13 protein-coding genes and 2 pseudogenes are annotated in these 16,438 nt (G+C 71.6%); 9 read left to right on the top strand and 6 right to left on the bottom strand.

Going from position 1 to position 16,438, the window contains the following annotated elements; all coding sequences use genetic code 11:
- Positions 1 to 179 precede the first annotated feature (179 nt).
- Positions 180 to 2,249 carry a tetratricopeptide repeat protein gene (locus tag ACIBCA_RS15220; protein WP_396283342.1) on the top strand — a complete coding sequence of 690 codons (2,070 nt, stop codon included), beginning with the start codon at positions 180 to 182 and terminating at the stop codon, positions 2,247 to 2,249.
- On the opposite strand, the gene ACIBCA_RS15215 is transcribed toward ACIBCA_RS15220, so the two are convergent.
- A complete protein-coding gene (locus ACIBCA_RS15215) occupies positions 2,200 to 3,948 on the bottom strand; it encodes a hypothetical protein (RefSeq protein ID WP_396283341.1) in 1,749 nt (582 codons plus the stop codon). The two genes, ACIBCA_RS15220 and ACIBCA_RS15215, sit on opposite strands and share 50 nt — an antisense overlap.
- A 216-nt stretch (positions 3,949 to 4,164) precedes the next feature.
- On the opposite strand from ACIBCA_RS15215, the gene ACIBCA_RS15210 reads away from it, so the two are divergent.
- Positions 4,165 to 6,813, top strand: coding sequence for an AAA family ATPase (locus ACIBCA_RS15210; RefSeq protein ID WP_396283340.1), 2,649 nt, complete (start codon positions 4,165 to 4,167; stop codon positions 6,811 to 6,813).
- A 59-nt stretch (positions 6,814 to 6,872) separates the two neighbouring features.
- Positions 6,873 to 7,284, top strand: a pseudogene (locus ACIBCA_RS15205) (6-pyruvoyl trahydropterin synthase family protein).
- A 99-nt stretch (positions 7,285 to 7,383) separates the two neighbouring features.
- Here ACIBCA_RS15205 and ACIBCA_RS15200 read toward each other — a convergent pair.
- The gene (locus ACIBCA_RS15200) at positions 7,384 to 8,331 is read right to left on the bottom strand and encodes a zinc-binding alcohol dehydrogenase family protein (protein WP_396283339.1); all 948 of its coding nucleotides are present in this window, start codon (positions 8,329 to 8,331) and stop codon (positions 7,384 to 7,386) included.
- 101 nt (positions 8,332 to 8,432) lie between these two features.
- On the opposite strand from ACIBCA_RS15200, the gene ACIBCA_RS15195 reads away from it, so the two are divergent.
- Positions 8,433 to 8,897, top strand: a complete 465-nt coding sequence (locus tag ACIBCA_RS15195; protein ID WP_396283338.1) for a MarR family winged helix-turn-helix transcriptional regulator — start codon at positions 8,433 to 8,435, stop codon at positions 8,895 to 8,897.
- A gap of 153 nt (positions 8,898 to 9,050) precedes the next feature.
- Positions 9,051 to 10,448 (top strand): amino acid permease, encoded by a 1,398-nt coding sequence (locus tag ACIBCA_RS15190; protein WP_396283337.1) that lies wholly within the window; start codon positions 9,051 to 9,053, stop codon positions 10,446 to 10,448.
- 59 nt (positions 10,449 to 10,507) lie between these two features.
- On the opposite strand, the gene ACIBCA_RS15185 is transcribed toward ACIBCA_RS15190, so the two are convergent.
- The 4 genes from ACIBCA_RS15185 to ACIBCA_RS15170 all read right to left on the bottom strand — a co-directional run bounded on the left by ACIBCA_RS15185 (position 10,508) and on the right by ACIBCA_RS15170 (position 13,532).
- Entirely contained in the window at positions 10,508 to 11,185 is a 678-nt protein-coding gene (locus ACIBCA_RS15185; RefSeq protein ID WP_396283336.1) for a TetR/AcrR family transcriptional regulator, read from the bottom strand.
- A gap of 54 nt (positions 11,186 to 11,239) precedes the next feature.
- Positions 11,240 to 12,337, bottom strand: a complete 1,098-nt coding sequence (locus ACIBCA_RS15180; RefSeq protein ID WP_396283335.1) for an MFS transporter — start codon at positions 12,335 to 12,337, stop codon at positions 11,240 to 11,242.
- A gap of 19 nt (positions 12,338 to 12,356) precedes the next feature.
- Positions 12,357 to 12,560, bottom strand: coding sequence for a hypothetical protein (locus tag ACIBCA_RS15175; RefSeq protein ID WP_396283334.1), 204 nt, complete (start codon positions 12,558 to 12,560; stop codon positions 12,357 to 12,359).
- A gap of 63 nt (positions 12,561 to 12,623) precedes the next feature.
- Positions 12,624 to 13,532 carry a pirin family protein gene (locus ACIBCA_RS15170; RefSeq protein ID WP_396283333.1) on the bottom strand — a complete coding sequence of 303 codons (909 nt, stop codon included), beginning with the start codon at positions 13,530 to 13,532 and terminating at the stop codon, positions 12,624 to 12,626.
- Positions 13,533 to 13,830: 298 nt separating this feature from the next.
- On the opposite strand from ACIBCA_RS15170, the gene ACIBCA_RS15165 reads away from it, so the two are divergent.
- From ACIBCA_RS15165 to ACIBCA_RS15150, 4 genes and pseudogenes are all read left to right on the top strand, one after another.
- On the top strand, positions 13,831 to 14,394 hold the full coding sequence (locus ACIBCA_RS15165) for an NADPH-dependent FMN reductase (RefSeq protein ID WP_396283332.1): 564 nt from the start codon (positions 13,831 to 13,833) through the stop codon (positions 14,392 to 14,394).
- Between the two features lie 327 nt (positions 14,395 to 14,721).
- Positions 14,722 to 14,958, top strand: a pseudogene (gene nth / locus ACIBCA_RS15160) (endonuclease III domain-containing protein); the annotation flags it as partial.
- A gap of 591 nt (positions 14,959 to 15,549) precedes the next feature.
- Entirely contained in the window at positions 15,550 to 15,897 is a 348-nt protein-coding gene (locus tag ACIBCA_RS15155) for an SseB family protein (RefSeq protein WP_396283331.1), read from the top strand.
- Positions 15,898 to 15,931: 34 nt separating this feature from the next.
- Entirely contained in the window at positions 15,932 to 16,438 is a 507-nt protein-coding gene (locus ACIBCA_RS15150) for a hypothetical protein (RefSeq protein WP_396283330.1), read from the top strand.

The raw sequence follows: 16,438 nt of genomic DNA, 5'->3' as shown, positions 1-16,438 counted from the left end.
TTCCGTTGCCCGGAAAGGAGGTTCACCCGGGCGAAGCGCCCAGGCAGGATACGGTTGAACCGGACGCAACAGGCTGGGCGGTGGCGAACTCCTGCGCCACGTACGACCGGGGGTGTGGTGTGGTGGATCCGCTGTCGTTGTCGGCGGTCACGGCTTTCTTGGCGGCAGCCGGAACGAGCATGGCCACTGAGATGGGCAAGCGGCTCTGGGAGACCGTGGGAGTGGCGACAGCGCGGATGCTGGGGCGGGAGGTTCCGGCGCCGGCCGGGCCGGATGAGCGCGACGCGCTCGCAGCCCTGCTCGTGGCCGAGGCTCGTCGTAGCCCCGCGCACGCCAGGGAACTGGCCGCCCTGATGCGTGTCGCCGGTACGGGCGGAGGGGCCCAGGGGGTGCCACGGCAACTGCCGACCGCGACCCGGCACTTCACCGACCGGAAGCGCCCGTTGGCCCTGCTTGACCGCGAGGCCGACCGCAAGCCGGACGGGCTTCCCAAGGTGGCCGTCCTGCACGGTCCGGAGGGCATCGGCACCAGTTCCGTCGCGTACCGCTGGGGCTGCGGAACCAAGAGGTTCCCGGACGGAACGCTGTACATGGATCTTCGGAGCGGTTCGGTGAGCACCGCCCCGACCGCCGCCACTGTTCTTCGGGAGTTCCTGCCCGCGCTCGGCGTGCCCGAGAGCTCCATGCCGCTCGCGGTGGACGAGCGACTCAACCGCTATCGCGGCCTGCTCGCCGATCGGCGGATGCTGGTCGTTCTCGACCACGCTCAATCAGCGGCTCAGGTGAGTCCGTTGATCACGGGAGCCCCCGGGGTGTTCACGGTCGTCGTCGCCCGCAGGCCGCTCACGGGTCTGGACGCCGTCACCATCCCGGTCGAGCCGCTCTCCGACAAGGACGCGAGGTCCCTGCTGACCCATCTCGTCGGGAGTCAGGCCATGAAGGCCGCCCGGGGCGTCCTTCCGGCGTTCCTGGAGGACTGCGCGGGGAACCCGTTCGTGCTGCGGGCCCGGGCGGAGCAGCTGACCTCCGGCCCGCCCGTCGGCCGGCGAACCAACGAGGTGAACGCACTCTCCCCCGTGCGGGCGGCAGTTGACGAGGCTTACGGCCGGCTCGCGCCGGATGCCGCCAGGCTCTACCGGCTGTGCGCGCTGAGGCCGTGGTCCGCGTTCGGCGCGGGTGCGGCAGGCGTGGCGGCCGGGGTGGAGGAGCCCGAGGCGCGGAGGCTTCTGGCTGAACTGGCCGAATCGCACCTGCTGGAGGGCACGGGGGACGGCCGTTTCCGCTACCGCCCGGCCGTACGGGCCCATGCCCAGGACATCGCGGCCCGAGAGGACGGCGTGGCCGGTTCGGCCGCGTCGGTGCGTCGTACGGTCGATTGGTACCTGCGCTTCGCCGTGCAAGCCGACTTCGCCGCTCTGGAAGGACGTTGGCACGTCAGTCCGCTCTTCGAGCGACTCGGCAAGGGCGACTATGCCGATCCGGGGGCGGCGATCGCGGCTCTGGCGGCCGAGTCGGGCAATCTGGTGGAAGCCGTGCTCGCGGCCGAGGAGTTCGGATTCGTCGATCTCGCCTGCCCGCTCGTCGAGGCGCTCTGGGCCCTCCAGCTCAAGACCGGCTGTGGTGATGCCCTGATGCCCGCGTTGAGGGCCGGGGTCCGGATCGCCGATGAGAACTTCCCCGGCAGCAGGACGGCCGGCCGCATGCATGTCCAACTGGCCTTCGCGTACATGGACTCGATGCGTGACAGCGAGGCCGAGAGCGAGCTCCGGACTGCTGCGGACGTTGAGGCTCTGGCAGCACATCCACGCGGGCAGGCGACGGCCGTCGAATCGCTCGGCCTGCTGCGGCTGCGGCAGTGGCAGTTCCAGCCCGCTCTGGAGTGCTTCGAGGAGGCCGACCGGGCGCTCGACCGGATCGGTCCCGGCGACGAGGGCGCGGATGACCTGCCGCGCGCCCGCGCCTTGCTCCAACGCCACCGGGGAAGGGCTCTGATCGGCCTCTCGCAGTTCGGGGCGGCGAGGCAACGGCTGGATGCGGCCTTGGAGTACTTCCAGGAATCCTCTCAGGAGGCGTACAACACGGCCCGCGTACTCACCGACCTTGCCGAGTTGCTGAGTGCCGAGGCCGACTTCGCCGCCGCCCTGCCGCTGATCGACCGGGCGACCGCCCTGTTGCGCGAGGAGAACGCCACCGCGCACCTCACCTATCTGGCCGGCCTGCGCGATCGGTGTGCTCCGTACGAACAGTGACCCGCTGGAGGCCCGCCCCGGTCCGTACCGTCAGCGTGCCCCGGGGGTACGGGTGGGCGGCCAGGTGGGCGTGCAGTGCCGAGGCGTACGCGGCTGCGTCCCCGTCCCCCTCCGCCGTCAGGCACACCCGCAGCCCGTCGCGGTGCAGCACCCGGCACTCGCGCGGCCCGGTGACGTACGCGGCCAGCGAGGCGCCGGGGTGGCGGGCGAGCACCTCGGCCGCCCAGGCGTACGGCGGGCCCAGGCGCGGGTCGTCGGCCGCGCCGTACCGGAGGATGACGTCGGCGAGCTCCAGCGCGCCCGGGTCGAGGGTGTCCTCGTGCACCGCGAGGTGGCTCTCCGCCTCCTCGCCCCGGGGCTCGTGGCGGGGGTCGGCGAAGCGCTGCACGGCGATGGCGCCGTCCGCGGTGGTACGGGTGAGCACGCGCAGTGGCGCGGTGCGCAGCGGCGGTTCGTACGGGGGCAGCGGCAGCGGGTCGAGCAGTGCGGGGCCGGGCGGTTCGGGGATGCCGATCAGCCGGTGGAACAGGCCGCGCAGCAGCGCCGCCGACCGGCCGGGCGCCGAGGTGGTGGCCTCGGCGGGCCCCGGCAGGGGGCGGTGTCCGGCGAGCAGTTTCTCCAGTTGGGGCAGCAGCGCGCCGTACGGGTCGAGGCGGGGCGCGGTGCGGACGAAGGCGGCCACCGGGGAGGTGTCGCCGAGGCCCTCCAGGTCGGCGGCGCCGAGCAGGACGGGGGTGCCGAGGGCGGCCGCGTAGTAACTGACGGACCCGAAGTCGCCCAGGACGAGGTCGGCGGCGATGAGGGCCTGGCGCCAGCCGTCGATCGGGTCGACGAGGGTGAGGCCCGCGCGGCGGGCCCGGTCGAGCCAGAGGCGGATCTGGCCGGGGCCGTGGCCGTGCCAGATGTTGGGGTGGAGGACGGCGGCCACCCGGTACTCGTCGGCGGGCAGTTCGGAGGTCAGCCGGGGCAGGAGGAGGGGCAGGACGTCCTCGGGTCCGGCGTCGCCGAACAGGCCCGTGGGGTTCCAGGTGGAGTTCAGCAGGACGAGCCGCTGGCCGGGGTGGACGCCGAGGGCGCGGCGGTAGCGGTCGCGGTGGTGGCGGGCGGCGAGGATGCGGTCGTAGCAGGGGTCGCCGGCGAGGACGGCGGTCGGCAGCGCCTCGGGGCAGGCTTCGGCGAGGCGGTCGATCTGTTCGGGGTGGGAGAAGACCATGGCGTCCGCGACGGGCACGCCGTCGGAGAGGACCCAGTCAGGCCCGAGGCCGAAGACCCCCGCCGCCCGGTGTCCGGTGTCCGGTGTCCGGTGTCCGGTGTCCGGTGTGGTGAGCTTCTTATTGTATCCGGCGCCATGTGACAGTACGACCAATTTCCCCTGGATCGCGTCGAGTTGGCCGCCGTAACTGGCCGAGATCGCCAGGTCCACCGGAGTCGCCACCGCCTGCTCCCACGGCAGCACCGGCACCCCCGTCGCCGCGAGCACCTCCGCCACCCCCGCCTGGAACGGCGACGACCCCGTGCAGGTCGCCAGCACCTGCACCCGCAGGTCGTCCCGGAACAGCGGCAGCACGTCCAGCAGCCGGGTCGCCGAGGTCACGTTGTGGACGACCAGCAGCACCCTCCGGCACCGCCCCCGCGCGGCCCACCGCCCCGCCTCCACCCCGACCGGCACGCGCACCCACCGCCCCGCCTCCTCCCCCACGCCCTCCTCCTCCAGCCCTCGCGCCCGCCGATCCGTTTCGATCGTGGAGCGTACGGAGCATCCGGAAGCGGCGCCACCGGCCCGTACCCGGGCAAACCCCGCGGTTCGTCGGATGCCTTGGCATAGGGTCGTGCGGTACGCAGGTGTCAGGTTGGGCCTGAGCAGTGACTTCTGGGGGTGTCTGTGCCGACGGACTTCGTTGACCGCGTCGACTACATGGCTGAACTCGACGGCCTGGTCGCGGATTTGGCCGACCGGCGAGGTGGGGCGCTGGTCATACGGGGACGTTCGGGCATGGGCAAGTCCGCTCTGCTGGCCGAGTTCGCGCGTCGCGTCGGTGAGCGCTCCGGGACACCTGAGGCCTGCCGCGTCGTGCTGACGAGCTGCTATCCGGAGATCGGCACCGGACTGACCTATGCCCCTGCCGTCGACCTGCTCCAGCAACTTCACGACCAGGCCGAGCAGCCCGGCTGGTGGAGCCGGGTGTTCCGCGGAGCCGGGCGGGGAGTGGCGACGTCCGCTCCGGAGGTGCTGTCGGCGATCGTGCCCGGACTCGGTGCGGCCTGGAGGGTCGGCCGGGAGGTCACCGAGGCCGCGCTCAACTCCGGTTCGGTGCCACTCGACAGTGTGATGCCGATCCAGCACGGGGCCGCGGCCCGGATCGCCGACGCACTGCTGGACCGGGCGCGGGACGGTCTGCCCGTCCTGGCCCTGGTGGACGACATCCAGCACATCGACCCGAGCAGCCTGCTGGTCCTGGACAGGCTGGTCCGGCGTCTCGACGGTGAGCCGTTGGCCCTGGTGATCAGCCATGCGCCGGACCAGGATCCGAAGGGCGGCGCCGTGGCGGCCGTGGAGGCGCTGCTGGACACCTGGGAGAGCCAGGGGTTCGTCCGGCGCCGGGAGCTGGCCGGTCTGCCGCCGGAGGCCGTCCAGGAGCTGGTCGAGCGGCGCCACCCCGGAGCGCCTGCGGAGTTCTCCGCCGAGCTGGTCCAACTCACGGGAGGTCACTCGGTCTTCGTCAGGATGTGCCTGGAGGAGTGGAGCCCCGGGAGCGGCCGGATCGTTCTGCCGCGCAGCCTCAACCGTGTGGTCGACTCCCGTCTGCGACTGCTCGACGAGCGGGACCGGCGGCTGATCTCCACGGCCGCCGCGCAGGGCAGCCGCTTCCTGTCGAACGTCGTGGCCGAGGCCCTCGGCGAGCCGCACGACGACGTGGTCGAACGCCTGCGCAGGATCGCCGACGAGCAGCAGTTGATCGTCGCCGAGGCCGAGCCTCCGGAGTGGGCGCGGGGCGACCAGGCCGACTGCTACCGGTTCGAGCACGGCGCCCTGTGGCGGGTGATCTACGACCAGCAGACCACGGAGCAGCGACGCTCCCGGCACGCCCGGATCGCCCAGGTGCTGAGCGCCCACTCGGGACCGGACGCCCCCCTGGGGCGCCGGCTGGAGATCGCCGGGCACCTGGACCGCGGCGGCCTGCCCTGTCTGGCGGCCTCGGCGGACGCCCACTACGCGCTCGCGCGTTCGGCGGCGCTCGACGGGCTCTCCTTCGTCGAGGCGGAGCAGCACTGCGAGGTGGCCATCCGCGCGGCCCGCGCACTGCCCGAGAAGGAACCGGACCGGGACCGCCGTCTCGTCGCCGCGATCGAGCTGCTGCTGTCGCTGACCGAGGTCCGCTGGCGGGGCCGCCATCAGCCGGCCGGCGGACCGGACATCGACGCGCTGGCGACCGAAGCGGAACGAGCCGCGATGCGGTGCGCCGACGCCCGGCTGATCGCCCGTACGACCCTGCTCCGCGGCAAGACCCTGCTCGCGACCCAGGGCCTGGAGCCGTCCCTGGAGAAGCTCCGCGAGGCGGTGGACCGGGCGGAGCAGGCGGGTGACCCCGTGGCGCTCTTCGTCGCCAAGGTCGAGTACGGCCGGCAGGTCTCGAAGCGGCGACTGGCGGACGGCCTGGAGCAGCTGCGCGAGGTCGAGCGCATGTACGCGTCCGACCCCGCCCTGGGAGCCACGGACGATCCCGTGCTCCAGCACGCCCGCAACCTCGCGGAGATGCAGCTCGCCATCAGCCTCTTCGACAGCGGGTACCTCGGTGAGGCGCTGGGGCGACTCTCGCGGTGCGTCGACCGGATCCGGCGTGAGCCGATGGCCGTCGAGCTGCCGATAGCGCTGAACTATCTCGCCCAGGTGCACATGGCCACTGCGGCATGGCCGCAGGCGGAAGCGGTGTTGCGGGAAGCCCTCGCGGTGGAGGAGAACCGGGGCGGCGACAGCGGCTGGCACGCCTACAACTCCGTTCTGCTGGCCCGACTGCTCGCCATGGACCCGCGGCGCCGGGAAGAGGCCGTCGAACTGGCCGAGGCCGCCTGGCTGGAGACCCAGCGGACCTGGCTCGCCAATCTGGTGCCGATCGTCCGCAACCTCTTCGCGGAGGTCCTGCTCGACGCCGCCGACGGGGACATGGACACGGTCCGTCGAGCGGACCGCCTCGCCCTGGCGACCCGGGTGGAGACCGAGAGCACCGGCATGGTCCGCAGCCAGATCGCGGCCCTGGCCCTGCGGAGCCGCACGCACCTGCTGATGGGGGAGCCCGCGGCCGCCGGCGAACTGGCCCGTGAGGCGCTGAGCACCCTCGACAGGGTCGGTGACATGCCCGCCCTGCGCACCGAGGAGGTGCTCCACGACGCGGCGGCGGCGTTGCGTGCGGCAGGATCGGAAGGTGAAGCCCGGGAACTGCTCGACCGCGCCCGCTCCGAGGTGACCCGCAAGGCCGAGCTGATCGACGATGGCGATCTGCGGCGCCGCTTCCTGGAAGAGGTCCCGCTCAACCGAAGGATTCTCGGCACCGAGGGAGTGGTCTGAGTGGCGGGAATAGGACGGGCCGCCGGGAGAGCAGGGAAGGTTCACGGAGCGGGGACGCCATGCTGACCATCACCAAGGAGTTCCACTTCTCGGCCAGCCATGTGCTGGACGTGCTGCCCGGGTGGCACCCCTGCGCCCGCATGCACGGGCACAACTACGTCGTCGTGCTCGAACTGTCCGCCCGGCCCGAGGAACTCAACGAGGCCGGATTCGTCCGCGACTACCGTGACCTCGACACCTTCAAGAAGTGGATGGACGACACCCTCGACCACCGGCACCTCAATGAGGCGATGGGGGGGGGGTATCTCCCCGTCGGCCGAGAACCTCGCCATGTGGATCTTCGGCCTCTGGACCGATCAGCTGCCTGAACTGACGGCGGTCCGGGTCTCGGAGACCCCGAAGACCTGGGCGACCTACAGGCCTCGTGTCCGCCACGAAGCGGAGCCCTACACCGGGGGCGCCGAGCGGTAGCCGAAACGGCGTCGCTTCGACGTATTGGTCGGAGGTAGCGTCCCGTGCACGGGGGAAGGACCGGACGCCGTCGACTGGGCGGCGCCTTCGGCGGTGTCGTCAGGCGACGCGGAGGACGCTCTTGCCGTGGGTGGCGCCCTCGGTGAGCCGTTGTACGGCGGTGGCCACGTCTGTCAGGTCGTATTCGGCGGTGATGTCCACGCGGACCTTGCCGTCTGCGACGAGACCGAGTGCACGGCGGGCGCTGTCGGCGAGGCGGTCGGGGTGGGTGCGGCTGAGCAGGTTGCTGTTGTACGTCATGAGTGACTTGCCGTGCATGAGCAGGTCGTTGGTGTCGGCCAGGACGGGTTCGTAGGTGCTGAGGTTGCCGAACACCGCGAGTCGGCCGTGCGCCGCCAGCTGCTCCAGGTTGGCGCGGCGGGTCACACCGCCGACCGGGTCGAGGATCACGTCGAAGCATTCGGCGCCGAGCTCGGCCGGGAACTCCTCGCGCAGCAGGACCTGGTCGTAGCCGAACCGGGCGGCGTAGTCGGCCCTGGCGGTGCTGCCGGCGACACCGACGATCCGGCCGGCCCCGGCCAACCGGGCGAACTGGGCGGCGAGCGTGCCGACCGAGCCGGCCGCGGCGTGGATCAGCACGCTCTCGCCCGGTCGCACCCGCGCGGTGGTGTTGATCAGGTCGTAGGCGGTCGGTGCGCCCCAGCCGAGACCTGCGGCCGTCCGGAGCGGCAGGTCGCCGATGTCCAGGCTGAGTGCGGCGGGTGCCAGGACCACCTCGGCGTAGGCGCCTGCCGTGGTCAGCGCGGCGACAGGCGCACCGACACGGCTCGCGTCGACGCCCTCGCCGACCGCGGCGATGTGCCCGGAGGCCTCGAAGCCGGGGACGAAGGGGCGCGGCACGGGGAAGTGGCCGTCCCGGACCATGGTGTCCCCCCACTGGATCCCGGCGTAGGCGACGCGGATCGCCACCTCGCCGGGGCCGGGGGTGGGCTCATCGAGTTCGGCGACCCGGTAGTGGTCCTCGGTGTCGAGGAGGACAGCCTTCATGGTTACAGCCCCTTGTGTTGACTCAGTATCCTTACAGTTGAGGACAGTAGATATATAAGGTTCCTGAGTCAACCCATGAATCTGTCAACGAAGTGGAGTGCATGGTGGAAGCCCCGGTCGAGGAGTTCCTCTGTACCCGGATCAGGCGGTCGGAGCAGGCGTTGATGGCGCACCACGAGGCGGTGCTGCGCGCCTACGGGCTCACCATGACGCAGTACACCGTGCTGCTGGCCCTCTCGCGCGAAGGCGGCATGTCCGGTGCCCAACTGGCCCGCTCCTGCGGGGTGACGCAGCAGAGCATGAGCAGCGTGCTGACCAATATGGAGACCAAGGAACTCATTCGCCGAGAGGCGTCCCCGGTGCACGCCAAGGTGCAGATCGCCACCCTGACCGATGCCGGTCAGGCGCTGCTCGACCGCGCCTACCAGGAGGTGATCGTTCTTGAGCGCGCACTCACCGACGCGTTCACGCCCTCCGAACACGCCGCGCTCTGCGAACTCCTGGAACGAGCCACGACCGTCCTGATCCAGCAGACGCGCCACGCGGCAGCACCACCCGCCGCCTGAGCCCTCGGCCGCCGGACGCACCGGGAGCCCCATCCCTCGCCGCGTCCTGGAGTCCCTTCGGCGGGATTCGGTGCGAGTGGAGGACTTGATCTTGATGGATCAGGCGGCCAGGATTTGCCGTCGGTTGACATCGGGGGAATGGCGGGGAGCGCTATGGCGGGGGTTCGGGCTGCGGTTGTGGAGCCGGCGGCTGGGCGGGGGGTGACCGCCGGGGGGCTGTTGCGGCGGCGGCACGTGGCGATGATCGCCCTCGGCGGGGCGATCGGGGCCGGGCTGTTCGTCGGGTCGGGGGTGGGGATCGCTCAGGCCGGGCCGGGGATCGTGGTCGGTTACCTGGTGGCGGGGCTGCTCACGGTGCTCGTGATGCGGATGCTGGGCGAGATGTCGGCGGCCTACCCGGGTGCCGGTTCGTTCTCCTCGCACGCGCGGCGGGCGCTCGGTCCGTGGGCCGGGCTCACCGCGGGCTGGCTGTACTGGGCACTGCTGGTGGTGAGCGTGGCGGCCGAGGCGATCGGGGCCTCGCGGATCGCCACGGGGTGGGTGCCGGCGGTGCCGCCGTGGGTCTGGGTGGCCGTCTTCATGGCGGTCTTCACCGGCAGCAACCTGGCCGGCACGAGGCACTTCGGTGAGCTGGAGTTCTGGTTCGCCGGGCTGAAGGCGGCCGCGATCTGCGCCTTCGTGGTGCTGGGCGCGGCCGCGGTGACCGGTGCGCTGCCGGGGCAGTCGGTCCCGACCGGTCAGAACCTGACCGGCCACGGCGGGTTGCTGCCGCACGGCTGGCACGGAGTGGCGCTAGGGCTGATCGCGGCCGTCTTCGCGTACGGCGGCCTGGAGACGGTGACCATCGCTGCGGCCGACTGCGCGGATCCGGTGGCTGCGGTGCGCGGAGCGGTGCGGACGGTGCTGTGGAGGGTGGGGTTCTTCTACCTCGGCTCGATCACCGTGATCGTGCTGGTGGTGCCGTGGAACGACCCGGCGGTGGCTGTCGGCCCGTACGCGGCGGCGATGGGGCGGATCGGGGTGCCCGGTGCCGCGCAGGTGATGAACGCGGTGGTGCTGATCGCGCTGCTGTCGGCGATGAACGCCAACATCTACGGGTCGTCGCGGATGCTGCGCGCCCTGGCCGGGCGCGGTGACGCTCCGGCCAGGCTGGCCGTCGCCGGTGCGGGCGGCGGGGTGCCGGTGGCGGCCGTGCTGGCCTCGGCGGCCTTCGGCTTCGCTTCGGTGGTGTTGAGCCTGGTGTGGCCGCGCACCGTCTTCCCGTTCCTGCTGAACTCGATCGGCGCGGCGATCCTGGTGGTCTGGGTCCTGATCACGCTGTCCCACCTGCGGCTGCGCCGCCGGCTGGAGCGCGAACGCCCGGAGCTGCTGGTGCTGCGGACCCGCGGGTTCCCGTACCTGAGCTGGGCGGTGCTGGCCGCCCTGGTCGGCGTTCTCGGCTTCATGCTGACCGATCCGGACAGTCGGCCGCAGCTGTTGTGCACGGCGGCGTGGACCCTGGCGCTGGTGCTGGCGGCGGAGCTGAAGCGCCGGCGGACGCGGTTGGGTTGAGGCGTCGTGGGACACGGCTGGGTTGAGGCGTCGTGGGACGCGGTGGGGGTGAGCGGCGGTCAGTCCTGCGGGCCGTAGCCGGCGAGGAAGAGATCGACGCCGGAGCTGATCACACGGGTCAGCTCGGCGTCGTCGAGCTCGACCTCGGGGCGGAAGGTCCGGACCAGCTGCGGGACGCCCAGGGTGGCGGCCACCAGTTGCTGGACGGCCAGCGCCGGATCCGGCACCCGCAGGTCGCCGCGGCGGTTCAGCTCGGTGAAGGCGTCGACCAGCGGGCCGTTGTTCATGTCGTAGCTGACCCGGTACCAGAGCTGGCCCAGCTGCGGGAAGCGGTCGATCTCGCCGATCACCAGGCGGCGTAGCGACATGATGTCCGGACGCAGCAGGATCCGGGCCCAGTCAAGGGTCAGCGTGATCAGGGCGCAGCGCAGGTCCCTCGCCTCGGCGATGGTGGAGTTGAACGGCTTGAGCCCCTCGTAGGTGGTGGGCAGTATGCCGCCGATCACCGCGAGGAAGAGCCGCTCCTTGTTGCCGAAATGCTTGTAGATGGTGGCCTTCGAGACGCCGGACCGGGCGGTGATGACGTCCATCGAGGCGGCCGAGTAGCCCTCGCGCAGGAACTCGGCCAGCGCCGCGTCGATGATCGCCTGCCGCTTGCGCTGCGCTGAGTCCACCACGTCGGGGATGATCGGGATGCCGAACTCGTCGGTCGGCCCGGCGCTGTCAGAGGCGGCCATGGGGGGTCCTTCGGCTGGTGAGGGGTGGGAACCCAGTATAAACTAAACGGTTCATTATGCCAGGGCGGCGAGCTGGGGACCGAGCGTGGCGCCGAGCAGGAACACCAGGGTGAGCAGGGCGATGCCCTCGCCCTGGCGCCCGGCCGGCAGGGCGGTGGTGGAGCGGCCGGTCAGCACGCCCTGGCCGGAGGCATTGGCGAAGGCGCTGGTCCCGGCACCGAGCAACACCCCGGAGTACCAGGGTGCGAGCGCCGCCAGCGCGAGCGCCCCCAGCGAACCGCCGACCAGCACGCCGTACAGCCGACGGTCGGTCAGTCCGGGTGCCACCCGCACCAACTGCCAGGAGAGCAGCGCTCCGGCCAGGGTGCAGAGCGAGGCGGCCGCACCGGTCTGCACCGGGCTCCAGCCGGTCAGCGCCGCCGCCCGCCGCGGTGCGCCGTAGACCAGCCCGAAGTTGACCGTTGAGAGCAGCAGGGTCGTGGCCGCCGCGGCGCGCAGCCGGCGGTGTGCCAGCAGGTCGAAGGAGAGGAAGCGGCTACGCCCGGTCGCGGTCGTGGGCGAGGTGGTGCCGGAAGCGGGAGCCAGTGCCAGCACGCTGGGCAGCACCAGCAGGCTGAACACGGGCAGCACCAGCGCGGCGGGCCAGCCGATGAGGCGCCCGGCGGCCGCGCCGACGAATAGCCCGGCGGTGCCGCCGGCCGCGCTGCCGATCGCCACCAGGCCGACTTGGCGGCCGGTGCCGTCGCGGGCCGCGAGCTGGAAGGCCGCGATGTTGAAGCCGGCCGCGCCGACCCCGGTGGCCGCCCGGCCGAGCACCAGCGGCGCGAGTGAGCCGCCGAGCAGGATCGCGGCCGTGCCGAGCAGCAGGGCCGTGGCGGAGGTGAGCAGCAGGGCGCGGGGCCCGCGTCGGCTGGCCGTGGAGGCGAGCAGCGGGGTGCCGAGCAGCATGCCCAGGCCGAAGGCGGTCATCAGCCAGGCGGCCGAGGAGGTGTCGGCGTGCAAGGCACGGGCGGCGGTGGGCAGCGTCAGGCTCGGTCCGGACAGGCCCGCGGCGCACGGGGCGGCGAGCAGGGTGAGCAGTAGACCGGCGTGGGACCAGCGGCGGGTGGCCGGGGCGGCGGCCGAGGCGGTGGCCTGGGCGGTGGCGATCATCTGGGCTCCTCGAGAACGATCAGAGGACCAGGAAGCCGGAGCGACGGATGGCGGTGTCGAGCCGGGCCTGCCGCAGCCGCTCGCCGCCGCCCAGTCCGGGGCGGCCGCCGGTGGCGATCGGCTCGTCGGCGCGCAGCGCCGTTGCGGGAGTGTCGGGGGCGAAGGGTTCGAGCGTGGTGCAGCGGATCCGCAGCGGGGCAGTGGTCGGGACGGTGAAGGTCATCTGGACCGGCTCCTGTGGGCGTTGTGGGTTTCTTGACGGGTTCGCCGGCGCAAGGGCCCCGGGTCAGGCGGCCGGGATGCTGCCGAACCGGCCGGCTTGGAAGTCGGCCTGGGCCTGCCGGATCTCCTCGGCGGTGTTCATCACGAAGGGGCCGCTGCGGGCGATCGGCTCACCGATCGGCTCGCCGGCCAGCAGCAGCACGGAGGCCGCGACCTCGGGGGCACTGACCGTGATCCGGTCGCCGTCGGCGGCCAGCACCGCGAACTGGCCGTCGGCCAGGGCGGCGTCCGGCAGCGCGGCCGCACCGGACAGGACGAGCACACCGGCGTTGTACCCGGCCGGGACGGTGAACTCGGCCGAGCCGCCGACCGGCAGTTCGGCGTGTACGAGCAGCACCGGGGTGTGCGGGCGGAACGGGCCTTCGACGCCGTGGGTGGCGCCGGCGAGCACCTTGATCGAGCTGCCGTCAGGCGTGCGGACCACAGGGATGTCGGCCGGACCGTGGTCCTGGGCGGACGCCGGCAGCGTCTTGAGGCGGGCCGGCAGGTTCACCCAGACCTGCACCTGGTGCTGGCGGCCGCCGTGCTCCAGCAACTCGGCCACCGGCTCGTTGGCGTGCAGGATCCCGGAGCCGGCGGTCAGCCACTGCGCCGCGCCGGCCTCCGTGACACCGCGAGCCCCGGTGGAGTCGGCGTAGGCCATCGCACCCTCGATCACGTACGAGACGGCCTGGAACCCGCGGTGCGGGTGGTCCGGCGCGCCCTTGGCCTCGCCTGGCGCCAGGTCCAGCGGCCCGGTCTGGTCGACCATCAGGAACGGGTCGAGGTGGGGGAGCGCGGGAACCGGGAAGGGGCGGCGGACCGGGAAGCCCGCGCCCTCGAAGGTGTGCACGGGGTCGATGACCTGGGCGATCGAGCGGGCCCGGGTGGCGGAGACAGCGGTGGAGGCGGTGGTGGAGGCGGTGTTCGTCATGCCCACCAGTGAACTGAACTAACCGGTCTAGTGTCAAGACTGAACCGTATCGTCGAGTTGCTGAACTGAACGGTTGACGGACTGAACTGAACGGTTTAGATTCAACCCCGTCGCCAGGCAGCCGCCCGGCACGGGACGCGATCCGCGGCCGGCCCTGTGCCGCCCGGATGCCGCCCGGGTCGGGACGCCCACCGGCCCGCTCATCCGCCGCACCAGCCGAACCGGCCGGCCGCTCGACGGAACGCCTACCCATCGCCCCCCTCGCGGGGTGCGTCCGACCCCGCCAAGGAGCAATGCCATGTCCAAGGTCTTCGCCCTCTCCGGCTCGCTGCGTGCCGACTCCCACAACACCCGGCTGCTCCAGGCCGCGCAGAAGTTCACGCCCGGCGGCCTCGAGATCGAGATCTACGACGAACTGCGCGAGATCCCGCCCTATGACTACGACCTCGACTTCCCCGGAAAGCGCCCGCAGATCGTGGAGGAGCTGCGCCGCCGGGTTACGGAGGCCGACGGCCTGCTGGTCGCCACGCCGGAGTTCAACTATTCGATCCCGGGCGTGCTGAAGAACGCGCTGGACTGGCTGAGCACCGACTGGACTCGGGAGGAGGGCGTGCCGCTGCGCCGCAAGCCGACCGCGATTCTGGGGGCGGCACCGGGCAACTTCGGCAGCGTGCGGGCCCAGCTGGCGCTGCGCCAGATCTTCGTGACCACCGACAACGACGTGGTGGTCAAGCCCGAGCTGATCGTCTTCCGCTCGCACGAGCGCTTCGACGAGCAGGGCAACCTGGTGGACGAGGGCACCATCGACCTGCTGCGCCAGCTGCTGACGGCCCTGCAGGAAAAGATCGAGGCGACGGGCTGAGGCGGCGGCAAGCCGGTTCCGGGAAAGGCGACCGCCCAGGTCAGAACCTCTGACCTGGGCGGTCGCGTCTTTCCTGGGCGGCGCCGTCAGTGCCGAGGCAAGCTGTTGGACTGGCTGGAGCCGTCGGCACCGGCGTCGTGACATGTGCGACGGGTCGGTGCCACTCCGGGACGAGGCGGTCCCGGGTACGGCGCCCGGCAGCGCCCCGACCGGAGGCGGCAATGCCGGGCCCGCAACGTACCTTGCCCGGCAGACCGACCACCAGGTGCGAGCGGGCGCATGGGATTCAGCCGCAGCCGGCAGGCTGCGCGGCGTAGCCTTCGTGCTCCGACGCCCGAGGACATGGCGGCGGCGAACCCGGAGGAGCTGGAGGAGATCATCCGCCTGACCGGGTTCTTCCGGAACAAGGCGAAGTCCCTGATCGGGCTGTCGATCGCCCTGCGGGACGAGTTCGGCGGCGAGGTCCCCGGCCGCCTCGCCGACCTGGTGACCCTGCCCGGGGTCGGCCGCAAGACCGCCAACGTCGTCCTCGGCAACGCGTTCGGTGCGGCAGGAATGACGTTGCCTGCCATGGCGGCGTAGCCGGACGCGAATCGGCACGTCCGTTGCCGACCACGATCTGGATAGGGCAGGACCACGTGGGCCTCGCAGCCGGACAGGACAGTCGCTTCCCGAGCCTTGTGGTGTGCTCTTCCGGGAGACGCTCACGAAACCCCCGTAGCGGGCGGGCATGCACCGCTGACAACCTGCTGTTCGCTCTCGCCGGTGCACACCTTGCCAATGTGGCTGAGGCACCAACGGGAGCCGTCGTTGCCGCGCGTGAGACCACCTGGCTCACGGTACGGATGCCGCGCCCGGATGCCATCGAAGCCGGCATCGTGGTTGCAGGAGCGGAGTTGTTCCACTGGCCCGAGTTAGTAGGACGACCGAGTCCATGCCCTTGGGCCCTGGGGAACCGGCCGATTACTGCCAGCCGGACCGTGGGCCGATTGTGGTGGGGTAGCAGGATGGTCTCGCTTCTGGAAAGGTGACGATCTGTTCGAGCACCATTGCGTTAGGGTGACAACGGTTGTGCGACCGGGGGTGACGGTGCGTAATGCAGGCTTGGCGCATCAGGTCCGACTGGTGCGGCTGGGGTTGGGGGACCCCGCAGTGATGGTGGCTCAGTTCCGTCTCAGCGCCGTCCTGGTGCCGCTGTGGGGGGACGAGGCGGTGTGGACGGCGGACGAGGGTGGCCTGCGATGGATCCTCGCGTTCTCCACCGAGGACGAACTGGCCGCGTTAGTGCGCTCCAAGGACCTTGCGCTGGACGGCTTCCCCTACATGACCGTGCTGGGAAGCCGGCTGCTGGACGTGGCGGTGCCGGCTCTGGGCGTCCCGGCAGGGGTCGTACTGGACCTGCTCGGGGCCGAGCCGATGGTCTTTCCCCCCGTGCGGGGGATCGTGCCGGACGAGGTGGCCCTGGACGGGCCCGGAAACCGTGGGGGTGTGGGCGTTGGCTGATGGCTACGGGGCGAATCCCGAGGCTTTGAAGCAAGTGGCGGACGGACTCACCGGGGTGATCGCCGAGTTGAAGGCGATCGGCATCGCCGGGATGGCCGAGGGCGGGCGCGGTTTCACCGAACTGGAGCTGAGCGGGATCGACGCCGGCGACTTCGACCTCTCACGTTCGTTCGGCGAGTTCTGCGAGCACTGGTCCTGGGCGGTCAGGTCCCTGGTGGTGAAGGGCTCGAAGATGGCCTCCGGCATCGGCCTGGCAGCCGGCACCTACCACGAGCAGGAACGCTACGCCAGCGGCCTGTTGAAGGACGTCGTGTCCGGTGCGATGGGCAACCCCCATCTGACCGAGGAGCAGGTCGAGAACCGGACCTGGTCGCAGGTGTGGAGCGACAACCCGATCAACGACGTCCTGCATCCCGACTACTCCGGGAAGTCGTTCTCGAAGGCCGGCGAGGACATGAAGCACCAGTGGGACAAGGTCAACGAGGAGGTTGCCAAGGGCGGTGTCGTCGAGTCCTCGGTGCTCCCCTTCGTGGAGAAGTGA

It is taken from the genome of Kitasatospora sp. NPDC051170, assembly GCF_044455705.1.
Taxonomy (GTDB): Bacteria; Actinomycetota; Actinomycetes; order Streptomycetales; family Streptomycetaceae; genus Kitasatospora.
The sequence above is the reverse complement of the archived record's forward strand: the minus strand, read 5'-3'. Positions and strand labels throughout refer to the sequence as shown.